15 protein-coding genes are annotated in these 22,087 nt (G+C 67.6%); 6 read left to right on the top strand and 9 right to left on the bottom strand.

Annotation, left to right across the window (positions count from 1 at the left end; all coding sequences use genetic code 11):
* Positions 1 to 49: 49 nt before the first annotated feature.
* Complete coding sequence (locus ACPPVO_RS36490; protein ID WP_426503095.1) at positions 50 to 2,203, bottom strand: AfsR/SARP family transcriptional regulator; 2,154 nt, start codon at positions 2,201 to 2,203, stop codon at positions 50 to 52.
* Between the two features lie 946 nt (positions 2,204 to 3,149).
* The gene (locus ACPPVO_RS36485; RefSeq protein WP_426503094.1) at positions 3,150 to 5,882 is read right to left on the bottom strand and encodes a TrlF family AAA-like ATPase; all 2,733 of its coding nucleotides are present in this window, start codon (positions 5,880 to 5,882) and stop codon (positions 3,150 to 3,152) included.
* Between the two features lie 528 nt (positions 5,883 to 6,410).
* Between ACPPVO_RS36485 and ACPPVO_RS36480 the strand changes: the two genes are divergently transcribed.
* From ACPPVO_RS36480 to ACPPVO_RS36470, 3 genes are read left to right on the top strand one after another with little or no spacing between them, the layout of a single operon-like run.
* Entirely contained in the window at positions 6,411 to 6,590 is a 180-nt protein-coding gene (locus tag ACPPVO_RS36480) for a hypothetical protein (protein WP_426503093.1), read from the top strand.
* Between the two features lie 43 nt (positions 6,591 to 6,633).
* Complete coding sequence (locus ACPPVO_RS36475; protein ID WP_426503092.1) at positions 6,634 to 7,233, top strand: hypothetical protein; 600 nt, start codon at positions 6,634 to 6,636, stop codon at positions 7,231 to 7,233.
* Between the two features lie 43 nt (positions 7,234 to 7,276).
* Positions 7,277 to 7,636 carry a hypothetical protein gene (locus ACPPVO_RS36470; protein WP_426503091.1) on the top strand — a complete coding sequence of 120 codons (360 nt, stop codon included), beginning with the start codon at positions 7,277 to 7,279 and terminating at the stop codon, positions 7,634 to 7,636.
* Between the two features lie 190 nt (positions 7,637 to 7,826).
* Here ACPPVO_RS36470 and ACPPVO_RS36465 read toward each other — a convergent pair whose 3' ends face one another.
* The 4 genes from ACPPVO_RS36465 to ACPPVO_RS36450 all read right to left on the bottom strand — a co-directional run bounded on the left by ACPPVO_RS36465 (position 7,827) and on the right by ACPPVO_RS36450 (position 13,784).
* Positions 7,827 to 9,092 carry a hypothetical protein gene (locus ACPPVO_RS36465; protein ID WP_426503090.1) on the bottom strand — a complete coding sequence of 422 codons (1,266 nt, stop codon included), beginning with the start codon at positions 9,090 to 9,092 and terminating at the stop codon, positions 7,827 to 7,829.
* A 586-nt stretch (positions 9,093 to 9,678) separates the two neighbouring features.
* Positions 9,679 to 12,075 carry a tetratricopeptide repeat protein gene (locus ACPPVO_RS36460; protein WP_426503089.1) on the bottom strand — a complete coding sequence of 799 codons (2,397 nt, stop codon included), beginning with the start codon at positions 12,073 to 12,075 and terminating at the stop codon, positions 9,679 to 9,681.
* A gap of 1,205 nt (positions 12,076 to 13,280) precedes the next feature.
* On the bottom strand, positions 13,281 to 13,430 hold the full coding sequence (locus tag ACPPVO_RS36455) for a hypothetical protein (RefSeq protein WP_426503088.1): 150 nt from the start codon (positions 13,428 to 13,430) through the stop codon (positions 13,281 to 13,283).
* Between the two features lie 201 nt (positions 13,431 to 13,631).
* Positions 13,632 to 13,784 carry a hypothetical protein gene (locus ACPPVO_RS36450; RefSeq protein ID WP_426503087.1) on the bottom strand — a complete coding sequence of 51 codons (153 nt, stop codon included), beginning with the start codon at positions 13,782 to 13,784 and terminating at the stop codon, positions 13,632 to 13,634.
* Positions 13,785 to 14,013: 229 nt separating this feature from the next.
* Here ACPPVO_RS36450 and ACPPVO_RS36445 point away from each other — a divergent pair, with 229 nt between their 5' ends.
* Complete coding sequence (locus ACPPVO_RS36445; protein WP_426503086.1) at positions 14,014 to 15,024, top strand: HNH endonuclease; 1,011 nt, start codon at positions 14,014 to 14,016, stop codon at positions 15,022 to 15,024.
* Between the two features lie 136 nt (positions 15,025 to 15,160).
* Here the strand turns inward: ACPPVO_RS36445 and ACPPVO_RS36440 are convergent, their stop codons facing one another.
* The 3 genes from ACPPVO_RS36440 to ACPPVO_RS36430 all read right to left on the bottom strand — a co-directional run bounded on the left by ACPPVO_RS36440 (position 15,161) and on the right by ACPPVO_RS36430 (position 18,598).
* Entirely contained in the window at positions 15,161 to 16,957 is a 1,797-nt protein-coding gene (locus ACPPVO_RS36440) for a DnaB-like helicase C-terminal domain-containing protein (RefSeq protein WP_426503085.1), read from the bottom strand.
* Between the two features lie 158 nt (positions 16,958 to 17,115).
* Positions 17,116 to 18,144, bottom strand: coding sequence for a tyrosine-type recombinase/integrase (locus tag ACPPVO_RS36435; protein WP_426503084.1), 1,029 nt, complete (start codon positions 18,142 to 18,144; stop codon positions 17,116 to 17,118).
* A complete protein-coding gene (locus ACPPVO_RS36430; RefSeq protein WP_426503083.1) occupies positions 18,134 to 18,598 on the bottom strand; it encodes a hypothetical protein in 465 nt (154 codons plus the stop codon). Before ACPPVO_RS36430 ends, ACPPVO_RS36435 begins: the two co-directional genes overlap by 11 nt.
* Positions 18,599 to 19,079: 481 nt before the next feature.
* Here ACPPVO_RS36430 and ACPPVO_RS36425 point away from each other — a divergent pair, with 481 nt between their 5' ends.
* Entirely contained in the window at positions 19,080 to 19,265 is a 186-nt protein-coding gene (locus ACPPVO_RS36425; protein ID WP_426503082.1) for a hypothetical protein, read from the top strand.
* 120 nt (positions 19,266 to 19,385) lie between these two features.
* On the top strand, positions 19,386 to 21,332 hold the full coding sequence (locus tag ACPPVO_RS36420) for a DUF4157 domain-containing protein (RefSeq protein WP_426503081.1): 1,947 nt from the start codon (positions 19,386 to 19,388) through the stop codon (positions 21,330 to 21,332).
* Positions 21,333 to 22,087 lie beyond the last annotated feature (755 nt).

Raw genomic sequence — 22,087 nt, 5'->3', positions numbered from 1 at the left:
TGCGGGCCAGCGATCGGAGGGCGGGCCGGGAGCAGACGTGACGGCGTATTCAACCCTCGCGCTGCTCCGGGATGACCGGCCTGCGTAGGGTGGCCGGCTGCCTGGCGGATTCCCGTGCCGGGCGGGCCAGCACGGTGGTGAGCAGCGCAACGGTCTCCGCCTCGGGCTGCAGGTTGTGCGCGGTCAGGTGCTCGGTGAGGGTGGCCGCGGCGCGGCGCAGCCCGTCGTCGTCCCCAGCGGCCGCGTGGCGCTGCAGCACCTGCCGGTGCACGTGCTCGTTGGTCGGCGCCAGCCGCAGCGCCTGGCGGAGCAGCCGCAGCGCCGCCCGGTCGTCGGGTTCGTCGTCGGCGAGGGACGTGTGCACGTCCAGCAGGTGCCGGACCACCCGTTCCCGGTCGGCGAGCAGCCACTCGTACCACCAACCGGCGGCGAGCTCACCGCCGGCCACATCAGTGGCGGAGGTGAGCAGCAGGCGCCGATAGTCCCGGTCCGCGGCTGACGCGGCAGCGTCGATGAGGCCCTGCAACCGCCACAGGTCCACCTGGACGGCGGCCGGGTCCAGCCGCTGCCGCCGCGACGCAGCGTCAGCATGCGTGCCGGGCAGGTCGTCATGCCGGAGCACCGGTCGGCCGGCGGCGTTGTGCAGCGCGCGGCGCAGCTCCGACAAGGTGGTCAGGTAACGGCGTTGCGCGGCGCTGCTGAGCACGTCAGGCCAGAGTGCCTCTTTAAGCTCGTCGTCGGTGAGCCCGTCGCGGTGCAGGGCCAGCAGGACAAGGATCTGCTGGCCGGCGGAGCGCCGGACCGGGACCGGGCTGTAGGACCCGTCCGGGTGCGACTGCAGGACCGTCACCCCGCCGAAGACACGGACGAGGAGCCGCCGGGCTGCGCCCGCGTGATCGGGCGGTCCGTCGGGCCATCCGGTCGGGCGATCCGGATCAGTGGTCGCGGGCGCGGGCGGCGTGTCAGCTTCGGGCTGGTCCAGGTGCCCGGGGGAGGGCTGCACGCTGATGGCGCGCAGGATGTCCAGGGCGGTGCGTTGATCCAGGATTGGCAACCGGTCGTCCGCCGGGCCAGCACCGGCGACGGGACGCACCGTTCCGTCGGCACCGACATGCCAGCACACCCCCACACCCTGTGCGGCCGCGACGCGAATCGTGCAGTCCACCGTCTCGCCTGCACCGACGGCTGATCCGTCGGCCGTGCCGCCGAGCGCAGCGGCCTGCTCGCCGGGCTCGACGTCGGCGGCGAACACCACGGTGCCGAATCCGCCCTGGGCGTCCGAGCGGCGGGCAGCCCCTGGCGTGCCGAGCACACCGGCCGCGGGCTCCGCCATACCGAGGACGGTACTGACGAACGCGGCGGTCAGCACGATCCGGGGCGCTCGCTCCGGCATGGCGCTGAACGCGACCAGCATGCCCCGGGCCGCATCGTGCCGGCCCGGGCCGATCAGGCGGAGCTCCCCGTGCGGCAGCGTTTCCAGCAGGTCCAATGGCCGTGGCGACCCAGCGTCATCGCCCGTCTCGGCAGCGGCATCCGGTGCGGCGACGGTGCCGAGCGGCGCTGACCCGACGCGCTCCGGTGTATCGCGGTGTCCATACGGTGCCTCGTCCGGCAGCATCTGAGCCGCGCGCAACACCTGCCGGACCGGCGCCGACAGCGGCGGAAGATCCGGGTCGTTGCGGTCCCAACCGGCAGGCGGCCGCGGCGGGTACCGGCGACGTGCCTGCGCCCAAGCCAACGCCACCGCAGCGGCAACGGCCGCAACAACCGGCAGCGGCAGCCAACCACCTGGCAGGTGCACGCCGGCGTCTGCCCGGACCGTCCGGGCGGGCACGGCGGCGCCCGGCGACGGAGCCCGGCCCGTGTCCACGTTGACCGGACCCGGCAGCGGTCCGGCGAGCGCTGGACCGGCGCTGCCGGCGCGGGCCGTATCCAGGGCCAGCAGGATACCGCTGGCCATGGCGGTGATCGCCGTGTGCAGGGGGACCGGCAGCCACGCCGAGGGGCGGCGTCGGCCGCGCACCGCCGCGACCGTGTCCCGCACCACCTGCCAGACCAGGGCCAGCCACACGACCCAGCCGAGAGCCACCACGGCGGCGACCGCGCCCAGCTCCGACATCGGCTGTGACACGACCGCCCGCCAGTCCCAGACCACCGCCGACTGCACGACGACCAACACCGTCGGGAGCGCCGCGAGGGTCACCAACAATATGGTCGCGGCCCCGGCGACGCGGAGCACTCTTCCAGCCGCTGACCTCATCCTGCCCCGCTGCCCCCGAAACCAGACCGGCAGACCTGCTCGGCAGCGCGGTCCACCGCGCCGTATCGGAGGGCAGCGACGACATCCGAGGTCTGGACGCAGTCGAGGTGTGTGGCAACTTGTGCACAGTTCTGCACCATGGGCCCGCACGACGGCGAGCCCAGTCCCGAGTGGACTGGCTGGGAAGTTGATGCCCGCGGCAGGTCAGGCCGTCCCGGCGCACCGCCAAGACGCCCGATACTGATCGACACATGTACATCTTGCACGGTAGAACGCGATACCCCAAGGTTCGGAGCCGAGTCATGGCGTCAGCGCCTACATGTACGAGGAGCCGCGCACGCAGCATCTCGCGGTAAGATCTGGATGCGCCGTGGCTGAGCAGTCGGCCAGTGTTCCTGACCTGCCGTGTGGGACACGTCAGCCGCAATGCGCTGCGCGCTGCAAATGCGTCAACTCGCGACGACCGGCGCGGTTTGTCGGCCGACTACTCGGCGAACGGCCGGCGAATCGCATCGGTGTTGAAGGGGGGACATTAACCCCCACCCATAGCATCCCTGCCCGAAGCGGGGATTCATGTGTTGAGCCTATCGACGAAAGACTGCTTCTTCAAGTGGCTAACCCGTCACGCCGGTCGCGCTCCGAATAGCTCAAACGGCACCCTCCGCAACCGCCCTCCGCGCCGTGAGTGGGCTGCTTGGAGGTGGCCGCACCGACGGGACCAGGGACGATCCCGTTGGCGTGGCTCCGGATGGCTGTGCGATGCCACGGATGCAGTCAGCGTCCGGGCGGCGGTTTACAGGCTTGGCTGCCTCTCTTCCGCTTAGCCTAGTGCCCACTCGTTTGGCGATTCGTTCGGTGCGGTGTGAAATCGCAGCGCGGTGCGCTGGTGCTATTCGCCTCGGCGGGGTGTCGGCAGTTCTGGTCGCATGCCGCCGTATTTGTGGAAGCGTCGCATGAATGCTTCTTCGCCGCCTTCGAGGACCTGACGGATGTGAGTACGAATAGTCAGATCGTCGATGGAACCGTGGCTGGTGACGACCATGCCGGCGTTGGTTGCGTCGAGGACGGCGACGAGTTCGGCGTCGCCCAGCATCGGGATGTTCGGGTTGTGCGTGGCGGCGATGATCTGGCGGTCGTGCCCGTCCGGCGTGAGGGCCTTCTGCTTGCGGATGACGGCGACGACGTCCTCGTAGATGAAGCTGTTGTCGAGGTCGTCCTCCGGCTGGTCGAGCAGCATCGGCTTGCCGTCGACGGCGAAGATCAGCAGCAGGATGGCGGTGGCGCGTTGTCCCGTGGACAGTTGGTCCAGGTCGCGGCTGCCCTGCTTGGTGTGCAGGCGCACGACGACGCGGTCGCGAGGTGCCATCGCTTCGAGTTCCGCGAGTCGGTCGGCTTCGGGGTCGGTAAGCCAGCTGTGGATCTTGCCGGCTTGTGCCGTCGTCAGGCCGAACCGAGCCGCGATGGCGTCGGCTCCCCGTTCGACCGTTGCGACGATCGCCGGCCCGTCGACACCTTCGAGGGAAGCGACGCCGGCGATCGCCGGCCCTTGGGCCCCTGAGCCGGCGAGCAGCGCTCGAAGGTCTGCAGCGAACTGCTCGCGGTCGCCGAGCGGCTCCACGACCACCTCTAGCCGCTGAGACAGCCGGGTGCTGATGAGGTCGGCCGCGTCCTGGCGAACCCGGCTCTGACTCTCGCGGGCCTTGGCGAGGTCGTCGAGGATCCCTTTGCGGGCCAGCGTCAGCTCCTCGATCTTGGGCAGCTTGCGCGTCAGCTTCTCGAGCTCGTCCTTGCACTGGTCGAGCTCGGCGGTGATGCGCAGGGTCGCGTCCGCATCGAAGTTGTCGGCGTGCAGCAGCTGCTTGACCTCGTTGAGCTCGGCCGTCAACGCCTCGACCTGCGCTGCATGGGTGTCGCGCAGAGCCCTGATCTCGTCATGAGCGGCTTGGGCGACGTCGGCGACCTGTGCAGTGATTCCGCGGATCGCCTCGGCGGCGGTGGTCAGCACTGTCGCCGCCCGCTGCGTCAGATTGTCGTCGGTCTCCACAAGCTGATCGGCGAGCTCGACGAGATCTGCCTCGGCCTGAGTGAGGGAGCCGGACCACCAGTCGACGGAGCCCGTCTTCTCGCCGGCGGAGCCGAGGTGGCGGCCGATCGAGCCGTGGCGCCGATGGGTGGCGAGCTTCTGCAGCACGCCGTTGTCTTCGTAGACCTGCAGTTCGTGCGCCAGTGCGTCGACGCGCTGCTCGATGTCCGGACGGCGGCCCTGTTCGATGCGGTGCTTGCGCAGCTCAGCGCTGTTCAGGGAGAGGTTGCGGCGGACCTCGGTGACCTTTGCTTCGGCGCGGTCCAGGTCGTCGCCGATGAGCTGGTCGAGCAGTTTCCGACGGAACTCCGGGCTCTTGCTGATCGTGTCGATCTCGCCCTGCAGTAGGACGATCGGCGTCTGGTTGGGACCGAAGGTGTCCTCCGGTGCGATGTTGATCTCGGCGCCGGTGTCGAGGTCGATCACGTGCGGTGGCTCGCCGAGCGCCCGCCGCACCTCGTACTGCTTCGGCTTGCCGGACTCGGTGTGCCGTTCGATACGCAGCCGGACGGAGCCGCCGCCGCCGAGGGCGTGGTCGACCAGCCGCTGCCGGTCCTTTGCGTCGCAGAACGGGGCGATGTCGAGGGCGTAGCGGATGGTTTCGAGGACCGCGGACTTTCCGGTGCCGCGGCCGCCGATGAGCGTGTTGAGGTGGGGGTCCAGGGTCAGCTCGAGGGTGCCGAGGAAGCCGCGTCCCTCGATGTGGGCCGAGACGATCCGCCCGTTCCGGGGAGGGGACGGCATGGTGGTTCGGACCCGTGTCTGCGGATCATGGAGGGCCAGGCGCATCGCGTCGAGGTCTGTGGCGGAAAGCTTGAGCCAGGTTCCGCGTGGGCCTCCGTCGCCCAGCGTCTTGCCGCCGACGTCGGCCAGTCGGCGGGGGTCGCTGAACTCGACCATCGCGAGCTGATCCCACCTGAATGCGACGCCGGTGCTGCGCAGCTTGCCCAGCACGCCCGAGGCGTGATCCACGCCGTCGAACTGGACCTCGGCGATCAGCTCGGCCGCCGGCTTCGGTCCCATCGCCTCGACGATGCCCTTGCGGTCTTCGGCATGTGCTGCGAACAGCAGGCACCCGAACCGCTCCCGCAGGCGCCGCATCGCGTCACCGACCGGGATGCCGAGGTCAATCTCCGAATGGTCACGGCCGTTCCACAGTGGCTTGCCGTGCTCGCGGCTCAGGCCCCGCAGGCACTCGTTGATTTCCTGCGGATCCGTGCCGGCCGGAAACACCGCGAGGATGTGGACGCCGTTGCGGCCAACGTTCAAGTTGAGTTCGGCTCCGGGTAGCACCACGATGCCGTGCTGCGCTGCCGACTCCTTGATCAGGTCGAACCAGGGCTGGCGGATCCCGTTGTAGTCGGTGATCGCCGCCAGCTCGATGCAGGCGTCGTGCAGCCGCTGCGCGTACTGCTCGGCGAAGCGTCGTTGATCGGCAGGGTTGTCGTAGTCCACCCCCGCCAGTCCGGCGAAGCTTGATACACCCGGCGTGTGCAGGTGGAAGTCCACGCGGTACCAGCGTGACCCGCCAACGGTCATCGATCACTTCCTCGTTCCGCGGGCAGGCTGGCGCCAACCCGCAAGGGGAAACGGCCGTGGCGGATCGAAGGGGTTGCTCCTATCCGAGGAGCTCGCCGTCCCGGCGTCGTCCGGCCGAAGATCCCGCCGAACTGATCGGAAAGCCTAGACGACCAAGCCCGGATACGGAAAGTGATAATGGCGGTACTTGTAGATGATCTCCGTATGGGTCGGTCGACCAGGCATTTCTTGTCACATTGAAGTGCGTTGTCCAGTTGTGATCTTCATGGCCTGTTGTACATGGAGTGACTTGAGTGCAACCCGGCGGGTCGGTTGGTTGGCGCGGCTCCGCTGGACTGCTGGCTGGAGGCGCGGCCCTACGCCACTCACGGAGGGCGACGGCGGGGGAAGCCGAGGCTTGTTCGGATTAGGAGCCGTCGTCGAATGCCAGGGTGCCAGTGACGTCAGCCTGGTATGCCGACATCCGGTGTTCGAAGACGTCGACAGCTCCTGGACGTCCTGCAGCTCCATCGCCGCTGGCGTCGGTAAGTGGTCCGCGCCGAAGCCGGCTGCCTCGACTTCATCCTCCTGCACGACAACGTTGCCCTCGCCGGTATCCGACTGCACGACGGCATCGGCTGCACCCTCGAGTGCCGTACTGGCGTGGGTATCGCGGTTTGCGGCGACAGCGGCCTGAGACGCAATCACGTGTCGATCACTCGATCGTGAAATCTGGTCGTGCCGGGTGCGTGGCGTCGCTGACACTGGGCGCATGCAAGCGGACTTCGATCGGGATACGTACGCGGCGTTGCTGGAGGCGAAGCTGCAGCCTTGGCGCATCCGCGCGACGCTCGCGTTCGCCGGCGTCTACCAGATCACCCACGAGCTGATCAAAGAGGCAGTGATCGATGAGGTCCGGTCGTTCTACTGCAACGGTTTCAACGAGGCCGGCATGACCTACGACGACGCCGGCTACGAGGCCGCCGTGCTGGCCCTGGACCCGAAGAAGCGCAAGATGCGCGCCTCGCTGCTGTGGCTGGTGCACGGCGGAGCCATCACCGCACAGCAGGCCGACCGGCTCGACGCGATCTACGCCCACCGGCACGACCTGACCCATGAGTTGGGCAAGTACATCGTCGACCCGGCGTTCGAGCCGGACATGCAGCTGTTCACCGACGCCGTGGAGATTCTGCGGGAGATCCTGCGGTTCTGGACCCGGATGGAGATCGACCTCGGCTCGTTCGAGCAGTTCGGCGACGTCGACCCGGACGAGGTGACACCGGGCCGTCTCCTGCTGCTGCAACTGTGCATCGACGCATACGTGGAAGGCCTCAAACAGGAGGCGTCGGCGGATGGTGAGGCCGGACGGTGAAGCTGCAGGTGTTCGACGAACCGAAGGTCCGTCGGAGCGCGGCTTGTCGGCGGCGGAGCCCACTGTCGACTGGTTCACCGACGTCAGCCGCCCGGCAGCAGCGACAGGCCGGCGGGTGATCAACGAGCTGTACTCCCGCTATCCGGACCAATCGGCGCACACGTGGGCTCGGCTGCATTCCTCGGAGGACCAGCAGTTCGACGCTGACAGAGCCCCGGTGCACGTCCATGACGCGTGGACCCTGCTCATCGCCGGCGCCGACGCCATCTGCTTCGACCTCGCGCACGACCTGCGCGACCTCCTCGACGCCGACATCACCGCCGCCGTGACCGTCCAGTCTGCAGGCGCCCGCCTGGGCAGCCAACCGGGCCACATAGTCCGCGCCTTCACCGCTACCTGCTGAGCCGCCGCACCGAACTGGCCGGCCACCTGCTGTTGTCCGGCCACCGCCGCGCCACCGGGGCCGCCGAGGCCGGGTTCCGCGACCAGGCTCACGTGCACCGCCACCTCGAACCCCACGTCGGCGTCACCCCCCACGCGCCTTCTGCGCCGCCGCCCGCCGGCCGTAACCACTCACCGCCCGAGCCGGTCACTCACTCCACCTCGACGGACAGCATGCACCCATCGAGCGACGTCAGCACCTGCACCGGCCGCCCGCTCGCCTCACCCTGCACGAGCCGGTTGCCGCTCGCGCCCCGCCGCTCCTGGTAGCTCGCCCGACGCCGGACGAAGCCCTGCGCCGGAGCGCTCGCGGGCGGTACGAGGAGCTCTTCCGCGACACCCGTCCGCACGTGCACGGTCTGCCCGCCGAACGCGATGCGGGTACTTTCACATCGGAAGGTCGTATCGTCGGCATAGACCAGCTCAAGGTCGTCAACCTGTCCCTGGATCAGCTGGGGCGACGTCCGGAGCATGTCGCGCACCGCCGGCCGCCCAGCGAAGGCGTAAAGACGAGCCTGGTCCTCGATGTCGAGCTCCGCAGCGGCGACCGCCGAGTCCACAGGCGCGACGAATGTCAACAGATCCTCATTTTCCTGCCGATACGCGGCCGGCACTGGCTGGCGCTCTTGCCTGCGGATGACGTCAACCGCTTCGCGGCGCGCGTCCGCGTCGGACTCGCCGACCTCGATGGCATGGGCGTGGATCTTGCCGCCGATGAACCGCGCCCCGACCACGATTCTGCGCATCGAAACGCCCGCGATGTTGGTCGGAACCAGCACCTGCGCCACGCCGCGGGCGAGCTGTTTGATCGCGTGGGACCGGCCGGAGCTCGTGCCCTTCGCCTCGACCACCATGACCTCAGACAGCTGCCCGTGCTCGTGGCGGTACCAGAAGTAGTCGGGCTTATGCGCCTGAAGGTCCCGCATCGCCCTGGCCAGGAACCGGTCGTACGAGACAGCGTCGGCATCGACGACCGACGCCGGTCGCCGGAGGATTGACTGCTCGACGACGTCGGTCGCAAGCGCGATACCGAAGTGCTCCGACAGCAACGATCGCTGGTGCTGTCGCACCTGATCGGTCAGTGCCGAAAGGCAAAGCTCGGGCCGCTGGTCGGAGAATGCCCAGAGGTAGCGCACGATCGCCCAACGGCTCGCGGTCCGCAGGGCCGTCAGTCCGGCCAAGCCGGCCGCTCCGGCGTTCCCGAGACCGGGCAGCGCGCTCGTGGTCTTTCCGAGCGACAGGAGTAGGTCTTGCGGCCGCACAGGCTGCCGGTGGTACACACCCAACAGTTCTGCAACGGGCCGGACCTCGACGCTGGGCCCGCCATCATGCAGCAGCCGTTTGCGCACCTCGTCGGCGAGGGGCCAAGTCGACTCGATGCGGTACCGGCCCGGCTCGGCGAGCGTCTTCGGCAGCATGCACGCATCGTCTCAGATCGCCGCCCGGCCCCAGCGCCTGGCGATCGCCGTCGGTACGGCCGACGATCGAGGCGCCGAGTGGCTCCGGTTCGGCCGGGCGCGCCGGGGCGGTGTTGAGAGGGTTCGGTTCGAGCGGAGCTTCCCCGGCTGGCCTGGGCGGCCGTTGCCCGTCTATGCGGGGATCAGCTCCGTGAGCCGGTCCAGGGGGTAGCTGTCTGAGCCCTCCGGCAGGCCGTCGGGTCTCGAGGCCGACAAACGTGACGGGCTCGCCGGGGATCGAACCGTCCCACGAACGTACCGCGGTGGGGACGGAACCGCCCCACGAACGTACCGCGGTGCGGTCGCGCAGGCGCCCGATGAGGTAGGAGACGGGGAAGTACTGCCGCTGCAGGAAGGCCTGCATGCGGTGGGACGTTCCCCCGTACGCGGTTGAAGGCTGGGCGGCCGGTGAGGTGCAGGTGCAGCCATAAGGCCTGCCAGCCATGCTCGCCGCGGGCAAGGACCTTCGGCAGCGCGATTCGGCCTGGCCGCGCATCGCGGAGCGGGCGCGGGCCCGGGCGCGACTCGAACGGTGCGCCGCGACGGGCTAGCCCCGCGGTCGCTCGGTTAGCGCAGACAATCGTTCAGCGGCATACGGCGTGCCGGCTGCGACCTCGTCTTGGAGCTCGGCAATGCGAGCCTGGCTGGCTAGGAGGTTTGTCAGACGATCCGCGGCGTAGCGATGGCCGCCGTCGGCAAGCGACCGAACCTGATCAAGGTGGTCGCGTTCGATGAGAACACCGACGAGATGTTCGCTCACTAGTTCGTCGCCGCCGTGCCTTGCTCGTTCTCGGACTAACCGTACGGCAGCTGCCAAATCGCCTGTGCCAATCATGCGGTCGACAGTCAGCATCGCGGCTCCGGTCGCGGCGACTTCATTACCTGCGGCGGCGCGGCGTTCGAGTTCCTCCATGTTTCCCTCGGCCGCGAGCTTCATCGCCTCAACATTTTCGCTGATGACCGTCGCTCCTGGGCCTCCGTGCCTCCGAAGCGCCGCTAGTGCTTCATCGAAACTGCCGTTCCCTGCCAGATGCTCGACCAGCTGTCCAAGGGCAAACTGGTCGCCTGCGTTGGCTCGAGCGCGTAGCTCGTCGATGTGGCCGTAGCGCAGCAGCAGGCTGTTAAGCCAGATCGCGGCCTCGTTGTCATCGCTCGCCCGTTGTCGAAGTTCCTCGAAGTTACCGCGGGCGGCGAGTAGGTCGTAGAGGCTTGTGGCGGCGAACGTGTAGCCGACGGATGCCTGGGCGCGTAGTTCGTCGACGCGGCCCAGGTCGGCGAGGAGCCTGCCGAGCCGACTTTCCACGACGAGATCAGCAGGGCCGTAGACGCCGTAGCAGCTGTCAAGATGCTCGCTCAAGATCGCGATAGCGTCCTCCGCGCGGCCCTGCTGCACGAAAAGATCGGCGAGTTGGTCTATGGCGAGTGGGCTGCCACCGTCAGCCAACTCGCGGAGTTCCTCGATGCGACCTTGGCGTCCGAGAACACGGACAAGCTGGTACATGGCGTTATCCTGCTCGTCTTCATCGCCATGCTCGATCACTTGCCGGTAGAGGGCGATCGCGGCGGCGTCGGCTCCGCGCCGCTCGGCGTTCAGCGCGAGGCGCATCCGATCATGTGGGTGGTGGTGGGCGACGAGTGCGTCCCACGTGTGCGGTGGTAGATGCACGCATCGCCGTGACCGTAGCGCATGTTGATGGAGGTAGTCAGCGGTCGCGTAGCCGGCGACTTCGCCCATGGCTGCGGGGATCGGATTCAAGCAGGCCGTGGCGCCATGGACTGTGGTGGTGGCGTACGCAAGGGCGCGGCGGAGCCAGTCCGGGGGCGCCGTCGCCCGCTGCTTGGGCGTGAGGTAGGCAGGGGCGGCCGCGCGCAGAAAGTCGGCTGTGATGATGTGGTGGGCGCCGACACGGCCGGCGTCGAGTGCTGCGGTAATGACCGCCCTGCCGTAACAGTGCTGCCCGGGAGCCAGTTCCCAGCGCTGCACAAGCTCTGGGCCGCCGGCGAGAACCTGAGTTACTCCTGCATCCCGGGCAAACAACGCGATGCGCAGGCGCTCGTCGTTGACAGCTAGGGTCTCGCCGCGTTGCCGCTCAGCGCTGCTAAAGGTTTCGGGTACCAGCACAACCTGGGCCAGCCGAAGCAGGTGGCGGTCGTCAGCGTATGGGTCGGGTGCCCCAGCCTCAGATCGGATGGTGCGAACCGCGTACTCATCTGGCCAGAGGGTCGCGACCACCACCGTCCCTACGGCTATGAGCCGTTGCACGGATGCCGCTAGTGGACCTTGGGCGTGATTGAGGTAACGCTGCAGCTCATCGAGCCAGACCACCGTGCGTGGTGTGGGCGTCTCGGCGTGCACTGTGATCGCCGGACTATCGGCGGGGTGGAGCAGCCACCACTCCGGCAACTCGGCGTGGATCGCCTCGTACAGCGCTCTCGTCTTGCCAACTGATGAACCGCCCAAGAGGAGTACGAACCCACCATCCGCTGCGGCGGCCTGGATGGCTGCATGCAACTCGGCGTCAAGGTCGCGTGGGACGTATGGCGGCATCTCGCCGGTACTGCCGGGTGCCTTGATCGTGGCGTGTACGCCAAGCAATCGAGGTCGAGCTTGCCGGACCCGAACCGCGCCGGTCGGGTGTGGCTGGTGGGCGGTGCTGACCCGTTCCCACGCAGTTATCCAAGGCCGCTGTGCTGCTTCGGTGCTGAGCCCACATGCGGTCAGGAAGGTGATGAGCGTGTCGCGGGTCGGGGTCGTCTTGGCGTTGATCAGGTCGCTGAGGGTGGCTTGCGGTAGCGGCCGCGGCCTGACCGCTTTGGCGAGTTCAGCGTAGGAGCGGCGAGCGCGTAGCCGGTCGCAAGCTTGGGCGAAGTCGGCGAGGGACTGTGCCGAGTCCAGGTCGAATTGGCGGACGGCCTCGGCGTTGGGAACGTGCTCATCGACCATGCAGGCGTCCTCCCGGTTGTTCGGCAGTCCCACCGAACACTGCCGAACCACCGTAGAGCCCACCCGATTTCAGCGCGACCGCCCGGGTCGTAGGGCCGGTAGCCTGCAGCGCTCTTCGGCTTCGTTCGTACCCCGTGCCGAACCTCCTGACCAGGCGCTTTCCTCAAGAACGTCAACACGGGAGACCGGCCGGCTCCCCAACCCGACGAATCACCGGGAGCCACGATGTCTAACAAGCCCACTAACCCCACTTGGCGAGAGAGGTTCGCTCTCGCCGCCATCGGCGGCGCCATCTCCGGCGCCGTCCGCGCGATCATCACCTGGACGCTCGAGCATTGATCGCGGCCCAGGCCTGGCTGGTCGCAATGGCCAGGCCAGAGCAGGGCTCGCCGTGTGGTCGTCGCGGGGATGCGGTGCGGTATGGGAACCGCCGTCATCCCTCGTCGGCGATGCGGACGTATGGCGGGCGAAGCCCTCGACCGGCCCGATCGCGGCGCTCTTGCCGACAAGTTAATCGTCTCCCAGCTCTGGGTCGACGTAGCGTCGTTCCCTCCATGGTCGCGACTCGGTTGGTGCATGGTTTCGGTGACCGCCCCGGCGCCGTTGACCAGGCAATCGCGCAGGGGCGTCAGATCGATCCCGAGGCTCTGATCAGGGCGATCAAATCCGATCCCGGGAGATGGATCCTCGGCGGAGCCCGGTTCGGGACCTGCGGCGTTGACGGAGCGGGCAGAGTAGCCGTCCAATGGTCTCGGTTGGGCAGCGTTGGCACTGGTGGTACAGGCTGCAGTCGATGTGCCCTGTCTCTGATGATCATGAGCAAGAACCGGAGCGGGTGGAGCGTTGGCCTGACCGAGGTCGCGGCCGTGGGGCCGTTTTGGAAGGAGATTCCATGGCTAGGCCCCCGTACCACATCGCTCGGCAGGAGCACCTAGGAGACATCCTTGACCAGCTGCAGGGACTCGGCCTGCTCACCTGGGAGTGGGACTACGAGAACCGCAGTGCCATTTACTGGATCATTGAGCCGGGGCAACAGAGGCGGAAGCTCGGCACGAGGCAAGCTGAGGTGCTTGCTGAGGCACTTTGCCGGCAGCAGGGCATCGCGTGGCTACCCGTCCCGCCTCCCGGTGGGGAGACCCAACGCGCCGAGACGTTGCTGAAGATTGAGGAGCTCCGACGGGGGCGGCCAGCCGGTTGAGACCAGTTCAGCGATGCGCATTCAGCCGATCAAGTCGGTACCGTTCGACCTGGCCGCGCACCCGGAACTTCGGCAGCGCCTGCCCTGAGTAGCGACCGGCGACCGGTCCGCCCAGACGTTCAGCGCGGTCGGCCGCTGTCTCCAGTTCGGCTTGCACAACGGGCACGTCAATATGGCTCTTGGCTCAGTACCCACCCTTCGTCGACCAGTACAGGAGGCGTCCCGAGGTGGATCGAGAACTTGACCCTGTAAGTGCCCAGGCGTGTGAGGGCACTGCAGGATGACCGGGAGCGGTGCTGCTGCGCTAGCCGTTCTGAGGCACGTTGTCCGCGCCGAGGACCGGCCGGCGCCTGACCGATCACGACTCGTGGGACCGGTACGTGGCCGCGCAGCCGCCGACCCGGGCCTTGAGCCGGTGCTGCACGCGTACGAACGCACCGACCCGGACGGCGGCCAGCGCGTCGGCCGCGCCCGCGAGCGCGTTTCGAGTGAAGGCGGAGCGGATTGTCAAATGGCGGCGGCGAGGGAATCTATGCGCAACTCGACCAGCCCACATAGCGCCGATCGAGCCCTTCCCGGGTCAGTTGATGCCTCCGTTGGCCAGCAGTGCCTCGCGGGTGCCCGCCGCCATCAACTCGCTACTGTCTATGACGGGCAGCCCGCTGCAGACTCAATCATGGGGCCGTGGCATGGGTAGCTTGCGACGAAAGGCGCACGTTCCGACGACGCAGACCGCTAGCGTGCGCTACGACGGGGTCGACGATGCTGTGCTGCGCGACGTGTTGCATCAGGCGTGGCGGGGCCGCTGCCACGTATGCAAACGCCCTAAGCTGTTCGAGGACATCGAGATTGACCATCTCATCCCGCGGTCCCTGCCCCGGACCAAGTTGGCGGAGCTTCTCCACCGGCTCGGCCGACCGGTCGGTTTCGATGTCGACCAGCCAGCCAATCTCGCCCCGATCTGCGGCTCGTGCAACGGCGACAAGGGCGACCAGATCCTGCCGGACCTGATGCTGGTCATCCGGCTCACCCGGGCCGAGCGGCTTGAGCCCCGGGTGATTGCCGCGGTCGAGCGCTACGCGACGATCAGCAAGATCGGCCGGAATCTGCGCGTCGCCGCGGCGGCCGATCTGACCGACCCGGCCGCCGCAGCGGCGTTCGAGCATCACGCGCCCGCCATTGTGCAGAAGCTCGCGCTGCACGACGAGACCAAGGCCGACTTCGAGGTGGCTCGTGTTGTAGAACTCGACTTGGGCTTCGACGGCGTCACCGTCGACCTCGTGCTCAACGCCCGTGGCCGCGCCGCCGTCGCCGTGCTCGAAGACCTCATCGGAACCACCCTGCCCGAGACCCTCGAGGACGCCACCGCCGACCTCACCAGACAGATCAGCCACCGGGCCGCCGACATGCTCGCAGGCGATGTCGAGGACGAAATCGAGGAGCCGATCGCCGTCGAGGTCGGCGAGTGCCAATGGCTGCGGGTGGTCGCCGACGACGTCGACTTCGGCCGCGACGACGACGGCGCATACGTCAGCTTCGAGGGCACCTTCGAGGGCGTCTACAGTGTCCCCGCCGTCCGCTCCACCCGAGACGGCGACGGCCTCGACGACTCCACCGGTGACGTCGAGGTCACCGGCCAATTCCGCATCACCCCGAGCTGGGACCTCACTGCCATCCCCGGCCGCCCGCACACCGCCACCGTCGAGATCACCGACTGGCGCGGCGGCACCGTGCTGGTGCGGCCCTGGTGACCGCACGACCGGAATCCCAGGTGCGCCGTGACAGCTGTCGGCCGGCGAGGTCGACGACGTGCTGCTCGTCGCCGGCGAGGAGGTGCGCACCAAACGGACCAGCTTCGGCCTGAACATCCGCGTCTGCCGGGCCGAATCAGATAGCCATGTCGACAAAGCGGCCGAGGTGGAGCTGCGCGGCAACGGTGATAATGTCCCTGGGTCCTTCGCGTTGCTTGGTGACGATGATGTCGGCCTCTCCCGCCCGTGGTGACTCGCGGTCGTAGAAGTCGTCACGATGCAGGAAGATCACGACATCCGCGTCGTGCTCCAACGACGCGTACGGTCCGCGCAGCTCGTGCTGAACCGGTCCCCGTCCGGCAGTTGGCGCGTCGACCTGGCACAGGGCCACGATCACGATACCCAGTTCCATGGCGAGCAACTTCAGATGGCGCGAGATCTCCGCCAACTCGTGGAATCGCTGAGCCGCGGGTTGTCCTGCCGTCAGCACCTGCACCGGATCAATGACGACCAGCTCTACAGCAAGCTCAACAGCGGCACGGCGGATCTCGCGGCTGACGTTCGTGAGGGTAGGGGTACAGGCATCGTTGATGATCAGCGGAGCTTCACTGACTTCCCCCATGCGGCGGGCAAGCTTTGTCCAGTCAGCGTCGCTCAGATTGGCTGTTCGCAGCACAGTTGTGGGGACCCGGGCCTCGGCTGCCATGACGCGGTTGAGCAGATCCGTCTTGCTCGTTGCGAAACTCATGATCAGTGTCGGAATGTTGTGTTTGACGGCCGCTGCGCGGCTGAAGTCGAGTCCCAGGATGGACTTACCGATGCTGGCTCGACCGGCGACGACAACGAGGTTGCCGACACGCCAGCCACCGTCGAGAAGCCGGTCCAGATCGGAGAAGCCGCTGGGGATGCAAGGGTGCTTCGGAACCGGGGCGGGAACCTCAGCGTCATCATCGACGGCAGGTAGGGCGCCTGCCATTGCCTCCAACTGGTTCAGCCATGGCGTGAACGCCGCCGCCAGGACCTCGGAGTTGCCCGGCTGGTTTCCACCCTCAAGGCGCATCAGGTGAGCGGTGCCCAGATCCACCAGTGCCGCGGCAGGATGCTTCAGCCACGCGTCGGTGGCGGCCTCCACGGCGTCCAGCAACGCGGCGTCGTCAGGATCAAGCGCGAGGCACGACTCGAAGTTGCGGGTGAGGCCTGCAGCGGTGAAGTTCGCAGAGCCGACCAACGCGTGCCGTACACCGTCCGCATCGCGAGCGAGATAGACCTTGGAGTTCAGCTCCGCACCGTCGACGACCAGACGCATGCTCGCGCGATCACCGTGCGGGGCGAGCAGGTTCAGCAGCCAGACAGCATCGGGATAGCGTGGAAGGCCATCCTGGTTGCGGTTGACGACCACATCGACACGTCCGCCACGATTGAGCACGGCAGCCAGCTCCTGTTCGACCAGTCCGCCGCCGGCCCGATCGAAGAACCCGACGAATGCTCGCAGCTCGACGGCGTCAGCCAGGTGCGTCTGCAGCCACCGGATGGGCGTGTCGTCCGGCGTCGTGTTGCGGTCAAGGAAGCGCATCGTGCCCTTTCCGGTTCGGGTGCGGCGCCCGTTGAGCGTTACGTGACCGATCTTGTCTACCGTAGCGAGAACCAGCCTCGTTGAAACCACGCTCTTGGGGCGTTGTGCCTGTCGCTTATCAAACGGCCATGACGGGTTCGGCCGCAGTGACCCTCTTGGGGTGGGCGAGCCGGACGGCAGCGGGCTTGACGAGGCCGTGATCAGGAACAGCGTTCCGACGACGTACCAGCCGGGCTGGCCCCACGTGATGCACAGCCAGATCAGCAGCCCCGGCCCGCCCGCCTCGGCGATCCCGGCGCCGAGGCCGAAGACGCCCAGGTACAGGCCAGTGGCCCAGTCCAGTGCGAGCGCGGACGACAAGCTCGAACCCGTCGGCGGCGTGCCACAGCTCGCCGGCGGTGTGCACCACCGCGGCAGCGACGAGCAGCACCACAGCGGCCTACGACAGGAGCCGGTCACCATAGAATTGCCGTCAACCAGCTCCGCAACGGCGCAGCGCGGACGTGTTGAAGTGAACGCTAGAGCACCTGACGGCCATCGATAGGCTGAGCGAGCGGATGTGGCTGCCCGGTCATCGCGGTGAGGGCGGCGGCGACGGCCTGCAGGTCGGCGCGGATGTAGGTGGTGGTGGCCGGTCCGGTGGTGTCGGTGTGGCCGGCGTAGGCGCGGGCGGTGCCGTAGCCGAAGTGCCGTTCGACCCAGGTCAGGGTGGTGTGCCGAAGCCAGTGGGCCGTGATGCCCTGGGCGGCGACCCAGGGCAGGTGCCGGCCGATGCGGCGCCAGAGCTCGTCGTAGCGGCGGCCGGTCAGGGCACGGCCGTTGCGGTATCGCAGCAGGGCATCGGCGGGCAGGACCGCGCCGCGGGCGGCGGCATGCTGGGTGAGGCTCGTGGCGAGATCGAGGCTGATCGGTTGCCAGCGGACCGTGCCGCCTTTCTCCCGCAGCTGCAGCAGCCCGCGGTCGGCATCCAGGTCCTGCAGCCGTAAGCCGAGGGCACCGGCGCGGCGGCAGGCAGTTTCGGTGTGCAGGCGTAGCAGGAGCGCGTCGAGGACGGTGTCGTTGCCGGTAGTGTGGGCGACGAGGTTGATGTCGGTCAGTTCGGCGGGTGTCAGTGCCCGTCGGGTGCTGGGCAGCCGCCGGGGCTTACGGACGCGGTGGGCTGGGCTGTCTGCGGCGTCCATGAGGCCGTCGGCGATGGCGACGTTGTAGAAGGCGCGGGCGGCGGCGATGAGTAGTTCGCCGGCGTGGCGGCCGCCGCGGCTGTTGCGCCGGGCTCGGGCGCTGTCGACGACGCGTCGCTGGAGCGCCTGGATGTCGCTCGCGGTGATGGTGTCGATGGCGAGGTCGCCCCAGGCTGTGGTCATGCGTTGCCAGTAGCTGCGGTAGGCGCGCAGCGCGCCGGGGCCGGTTGCGGCGAGGACCTGCGGGAGGTAGTCGGTGAACGTCGGCAGTGCCGGTCGGGCGTCGTGCTGCAGGTCGGCGAGGGTGACGCCGAGCTCGGCCAGGGCTGTCCAGGCGGCGTCGAGCCGCTCCCGGTCAGCCGCCATCGCCTGCGACGCGCCGGTCGGCCAGCAGCCGTACGACGGTCCGGGCCGGGTGCACCAGCAGCAGGTCATGAGCGGGGTCGGCGAGCAGGACGACCAGGTCGCCGACGGCGAGGTTGCACAGCTGCCGAATCGGCGCCGACGTGGCGAGGAGACCGGTGGCGCCGATGGTGTGCCGTCCGGCCGGGTCGGAGGTCGCCGTGATGACGCTAGCCGTGATGTCGAACGTGACCCGGTGCCCGGGTGGCCAGCCCAGTAGGTGCAGCAGCGCGCGGGCCGAGATCCGGCCGGACGGGTCGAGCCGGCCCACGTCCAGGTGCGCCTCGGCCAGGTCAGGCCCGGTGCGAGGTGTTGGCAGCTGGGGCAGCGGTGGCCGTGGCGGGCGGGCGCGGCGGAGCGATGCGGGGATGAGCGCGGCGATCATCTGCTCGGCCGGGACCGGAACGTTGCGCGGCACGCGGGTCATCGTCGCCGCCTGAGTGCGGTCCGCACATGCCGAAACCCGACCGGGTCATCACCCGCTCGGGTCGCCTTGGATGCTACAAAGTTCGTCGATCTTGGTAAACATTCACCAAGACCAGTGTCGAAGGTCCGAGATGCACCAAATACCCACGCCACTGATCTTGGCTGATGTCCTGCCACTAGATATTGATCGTTATGAACTCTGAACGGCCATCGGCGGCATACTCCTCACCTGTGCGGTCACTGCTGCCCCGCTTGCTGCGCCATGTGCAGCTCACAACCTGGTTGCAGCGGTCGGCCAGTGGAGCCAGGCGGTCACGCGGCCAGCCCGGGGCGCCGGTTCGAATCCCCGGGGTCGGTCTTCAGGTTCAGCCGTCGCCGACAATCGGGCCGAACGTTTCCATGAGGTGGGCGTAGATCGAGTAGGTGTAGCCCTCACGGGTGGACGCTTCCATCACGTGGTGGGGCAGCCACTCGTGCTCGACGTCGTGCGGGAAGGCCTGTCGTCGGCGGGCGGGGTCTCCGGCGCGGCCCTCGGCGACCTTGGTCTCGGCCTTCTGCCAGGCCTTATCGGCGACCTTGCGGGTGGCGAACGTGCCCGCGGAACGGCGCTGGCCGCGGATGTCGTCGTAGTAACTCCAGGGTCAGACAAGCCGGAATGACCGCGGCCACCGCGAAGGCACTGTCCAAGACCTGGGTGTGCCCTCGGCACACACGCATCCTCTGATCCTGAGTCAGCGGCGATAGGATCATCGGCAGCCCGATGCCACGGGAGGTGCAGAATGCAGACATTCGCGCAAGATCAAAGGCCAACAGACAACGCGCCGCGTTCGATGCAACATGCCGTTCCCGCCTCGGTGCGCAGTGAGGAGATGGAAGCCCCATCCTTTGTGCATCGCGTGCTCAGGTCGCCGGGCGAGCCACTGCCCAACGCGACACGCGCACGTTTCGAATCGAGCCTGGGGCCTTGGCTTGGCCCAGTTCGCCTGCACCGTGATCGTGAGGCGGCCGCATCGGCCGCTGCCCTCGGCGCCAACGCCTACACCGTCGGGCACCACATCGTGCTCGGTCGCGGCAGCAGCGACCGGGTACTTGTGCACGAACTAGCCCACGTCGCCCAGCAACACGGAAGGCCGATTCCGAGCACGGTTCCGCTGGAGCGAACGGACGCACCGACAGAGGACACCGCGAAATGCGGGGCCGAGCGTGCCCTGGCCGGCGCTCAAATTAGCTTGACGCCTGCTCCCCATGTTCATGTGGCGCGAAGCCCCGGCTCCTGGTTCAGGTTTCCCTTCTCCGGACCAAGCGGCATGGAGATGATCCTGGAATCTCCAGCCACCACCGCCAACGCCAGGGAGCGGGTCGCCGCGTTGGTCTCGGCCGCGGAAACCCTGGATTCCACCCAGGCTGCTGCCATGCACGACCGACTGGTGGACCCCAGGACCAAGATCGGTACCCGGTTCGCGCGGCTCTCAACAGCGAGCCGAACCAAAATCGTAGCGATCCTCCATGCACGAGCCTCTGCGAAGGAGCCCCCCGCAACATCACCCCCGGCACCGGCCCCCGGTTCAAGCCCACAGGCGCCAACGTTGACAGCTCACCAAAAGTACGAAGCAGAGCTGGCGTTCTACACGTCGACACGGCAGGCGAGACTTGAGGAGGTCAAGGCCGAACTTCCCCGGCTCTCAGGTCAGGAGATCGACGTCCGGTGGGAGCGCGACCACACGGTCTTCACCGGCGCCGCGAGCAAGCCGGGTCACGGCCTCAGCCCAGACCAAATGATCGAAATCTACCGCCGCAACTGGAATGATCGGCACAACGAAGGAAAAGCGCGGCGAATTGCCATCGCGCGCAACGCCTTAGAGGCAGACGCGGGCCGATACGCCGAGAACATATTGCGGTTCCACGACGGTGACCCCGCCGCCATGGGGCCCGATTTCGCGCAGGCATTCTATGACGACAAGATGGGCGACCTCGCGCTCCAATTGGTCCCGGATGCGTATGAAGTGCTTCTGACCGCGGAGCGTTCAGGAAAGAGCTTGAGTCTCGAGGAGCTTACTCATGCTACGGTCCGGGCCACCGCTGACCTGCGCCAGGCCGCCGTTGAAATAAAGGCGTGGCTCGAGGCGGAATACGGGTTGAGTGCGATGGCCCTTGGCGAGGAGGAGGCGCTGCTTCTCGAGGACGAGGCCTTGCTTCTCCAGCGCGGCAGCCGCAATGGTCGGCCAGCGACAGCCGTGGCAGGCGAGATCGAGGCCGCTGAGAGCGGCAGTGTCAATGGTCGGCCAGCGACCGCCGCGAAAGGCATGATCAAACTGCCGAACGTCCGACTGCCCGCCCGACCGCGCGTGGCGACAAAGACCCAATACTGGTGGGGCATGAAGCGCGGCAACTTCATCAAGGCGCAACTCGAGAATGGCCGCCTGACGGTCACAGTCAAGGCAAGTGGTCCGTATCGCCGTGGTGGCAGCAAAATGTTGGACGACGTCTTTGATCACTTCGGCCCGGACAACATCAGGGAATTCGAGGGAGTCTGGGATCCCGTCGACATCAAGTTCGGGGACAACTACAATGAGTTCGTGGAGAACGTGAACAGGTACAGTGGCATAAGCGAGGCCGACGCCGCCAGGAACACCTGGATAGGGCGCCAATTGGAGGACCGCGGCTTCAAGAGCGTGGAAGTACCTCCGCACGAATCCGGCATTGTGCGACCGGTGTTCAGGAAGTAGGTCATGCGCTGCCCGCTTTGAATCACTTCGTCGATGTCGCTGTCGATGGCAGATGGGGCCATCTGACTGCTGGGGGATTCACTCTCGACGATCGGCCACGGGCACCCGGTGATGAGTTCTCGGTATGCACCGTCGAGCAGCGGCCGATCGCCGTATTCCTTGGCACCCAGTTGACCGCGGGAGCACGCCCAGAGATCGCTGCCCGTCGCCCGGACTGGCTTACGCGATCGTTTTCGCCCACGTCACAAGTTTCGACGTAGCACCTTCATTGGTCGAGGCCGAGATCGGATCCTCATCCGACGGCTACACCGACGTGGCCCGCCGCGCGTTCGCGGCAGGCTGCGTCGCTCGGGACGCCGGCGAACTCCTCGAGTCCCGATCCGAACACCGTCTGCGGTTCATGAAACCCCAGGCCATCCTCGACGTGGCTATGGCTTCGACGACACGTCCCAGACCTGGTACGGCGAAGTGAGGTCGCAGCCGTGATTGCCCTTCACATTGAGCAAGACCCCGATGAGATGCTCTCCCCGTCGACTCATTCAATGAGATCGCGCCTGCAAGGCCCAGGGGCTGTCTCACCAAATGGTGTTTCCGGCGCTTCTTCGTGAGGCATCGCCGGGTCGCGCAGTCGTGGCTGTGAATCGCCTATACGTGTTTGGGGCTGGCTGGCTTCGGGCCGGGCGGGCGCGTTTGGTGTCGTCGGTGTCTGGTCCGTTCGCTCCTGGGACTCGTCAATCGCTTGGCCCCTGATGGAT

Source organism: Dactylosporangium sp. McL0621 (assembly GCF_049995355.1).
In the GTDB taxonomy this organism is placed as follows: Bacteria; Actinomycetota; Actinomycetes; order Mycobacteriales; family Micromonosporaceae; genus Dactylosporangium.
This window is presented reverse-complemented; position numbering and strand designations above follow the sequence as displayed.

Excerpts from the sequence above, each read along its gene's own strand:
- ACPPVO_RS36475 (WP_426503092.1), top strand. The coding sequence starts at position 6,634 with ATGCAAGCGGACTTCGATCGGGATACGTACGCGGCGTTGCTGGAGGCG.
- ACPPVO_RS36420 (WP_426503081.1), top strand. The coding sequence starts at position 19,386 with ATGCAGACATTCGCGCAAGATCAAAGGCCAACAGACAACGCGCCGCGT.
- ACPPVO_RS36435 (WP_426503084.1), bottom strand. The coding sequence starts at position 18,144 with ATGGCGGCTGACCGGGAGCGGCTCGACGCCGCCTGGACAGCCCTGGCC.
- ACPPVO_RS36465 (WP_426503090.1), bottom strand. The coding sequence starts at position 9,092 with ATGCTGCCGAAGACGCTCGCCGAGCCGGGCCGGTACCGCATCGAGTCG.
- ACPPVO_RS36485 (WP_426503094.1), bottom strand. The coding sequence starts at position 5,882 with ATGACCGTTGGCGGGTCACGCTGGTACCGCGTGGACTTCCACCTGCAC.
- ACPPVO_RS36460 (WP_426503089.1), bottom strand. The coding sequence starts at position 12,075 with ATGGTCGATGAGCACGTTCCCAACGCCGAGGCCGTCCGCCAATTCGAC.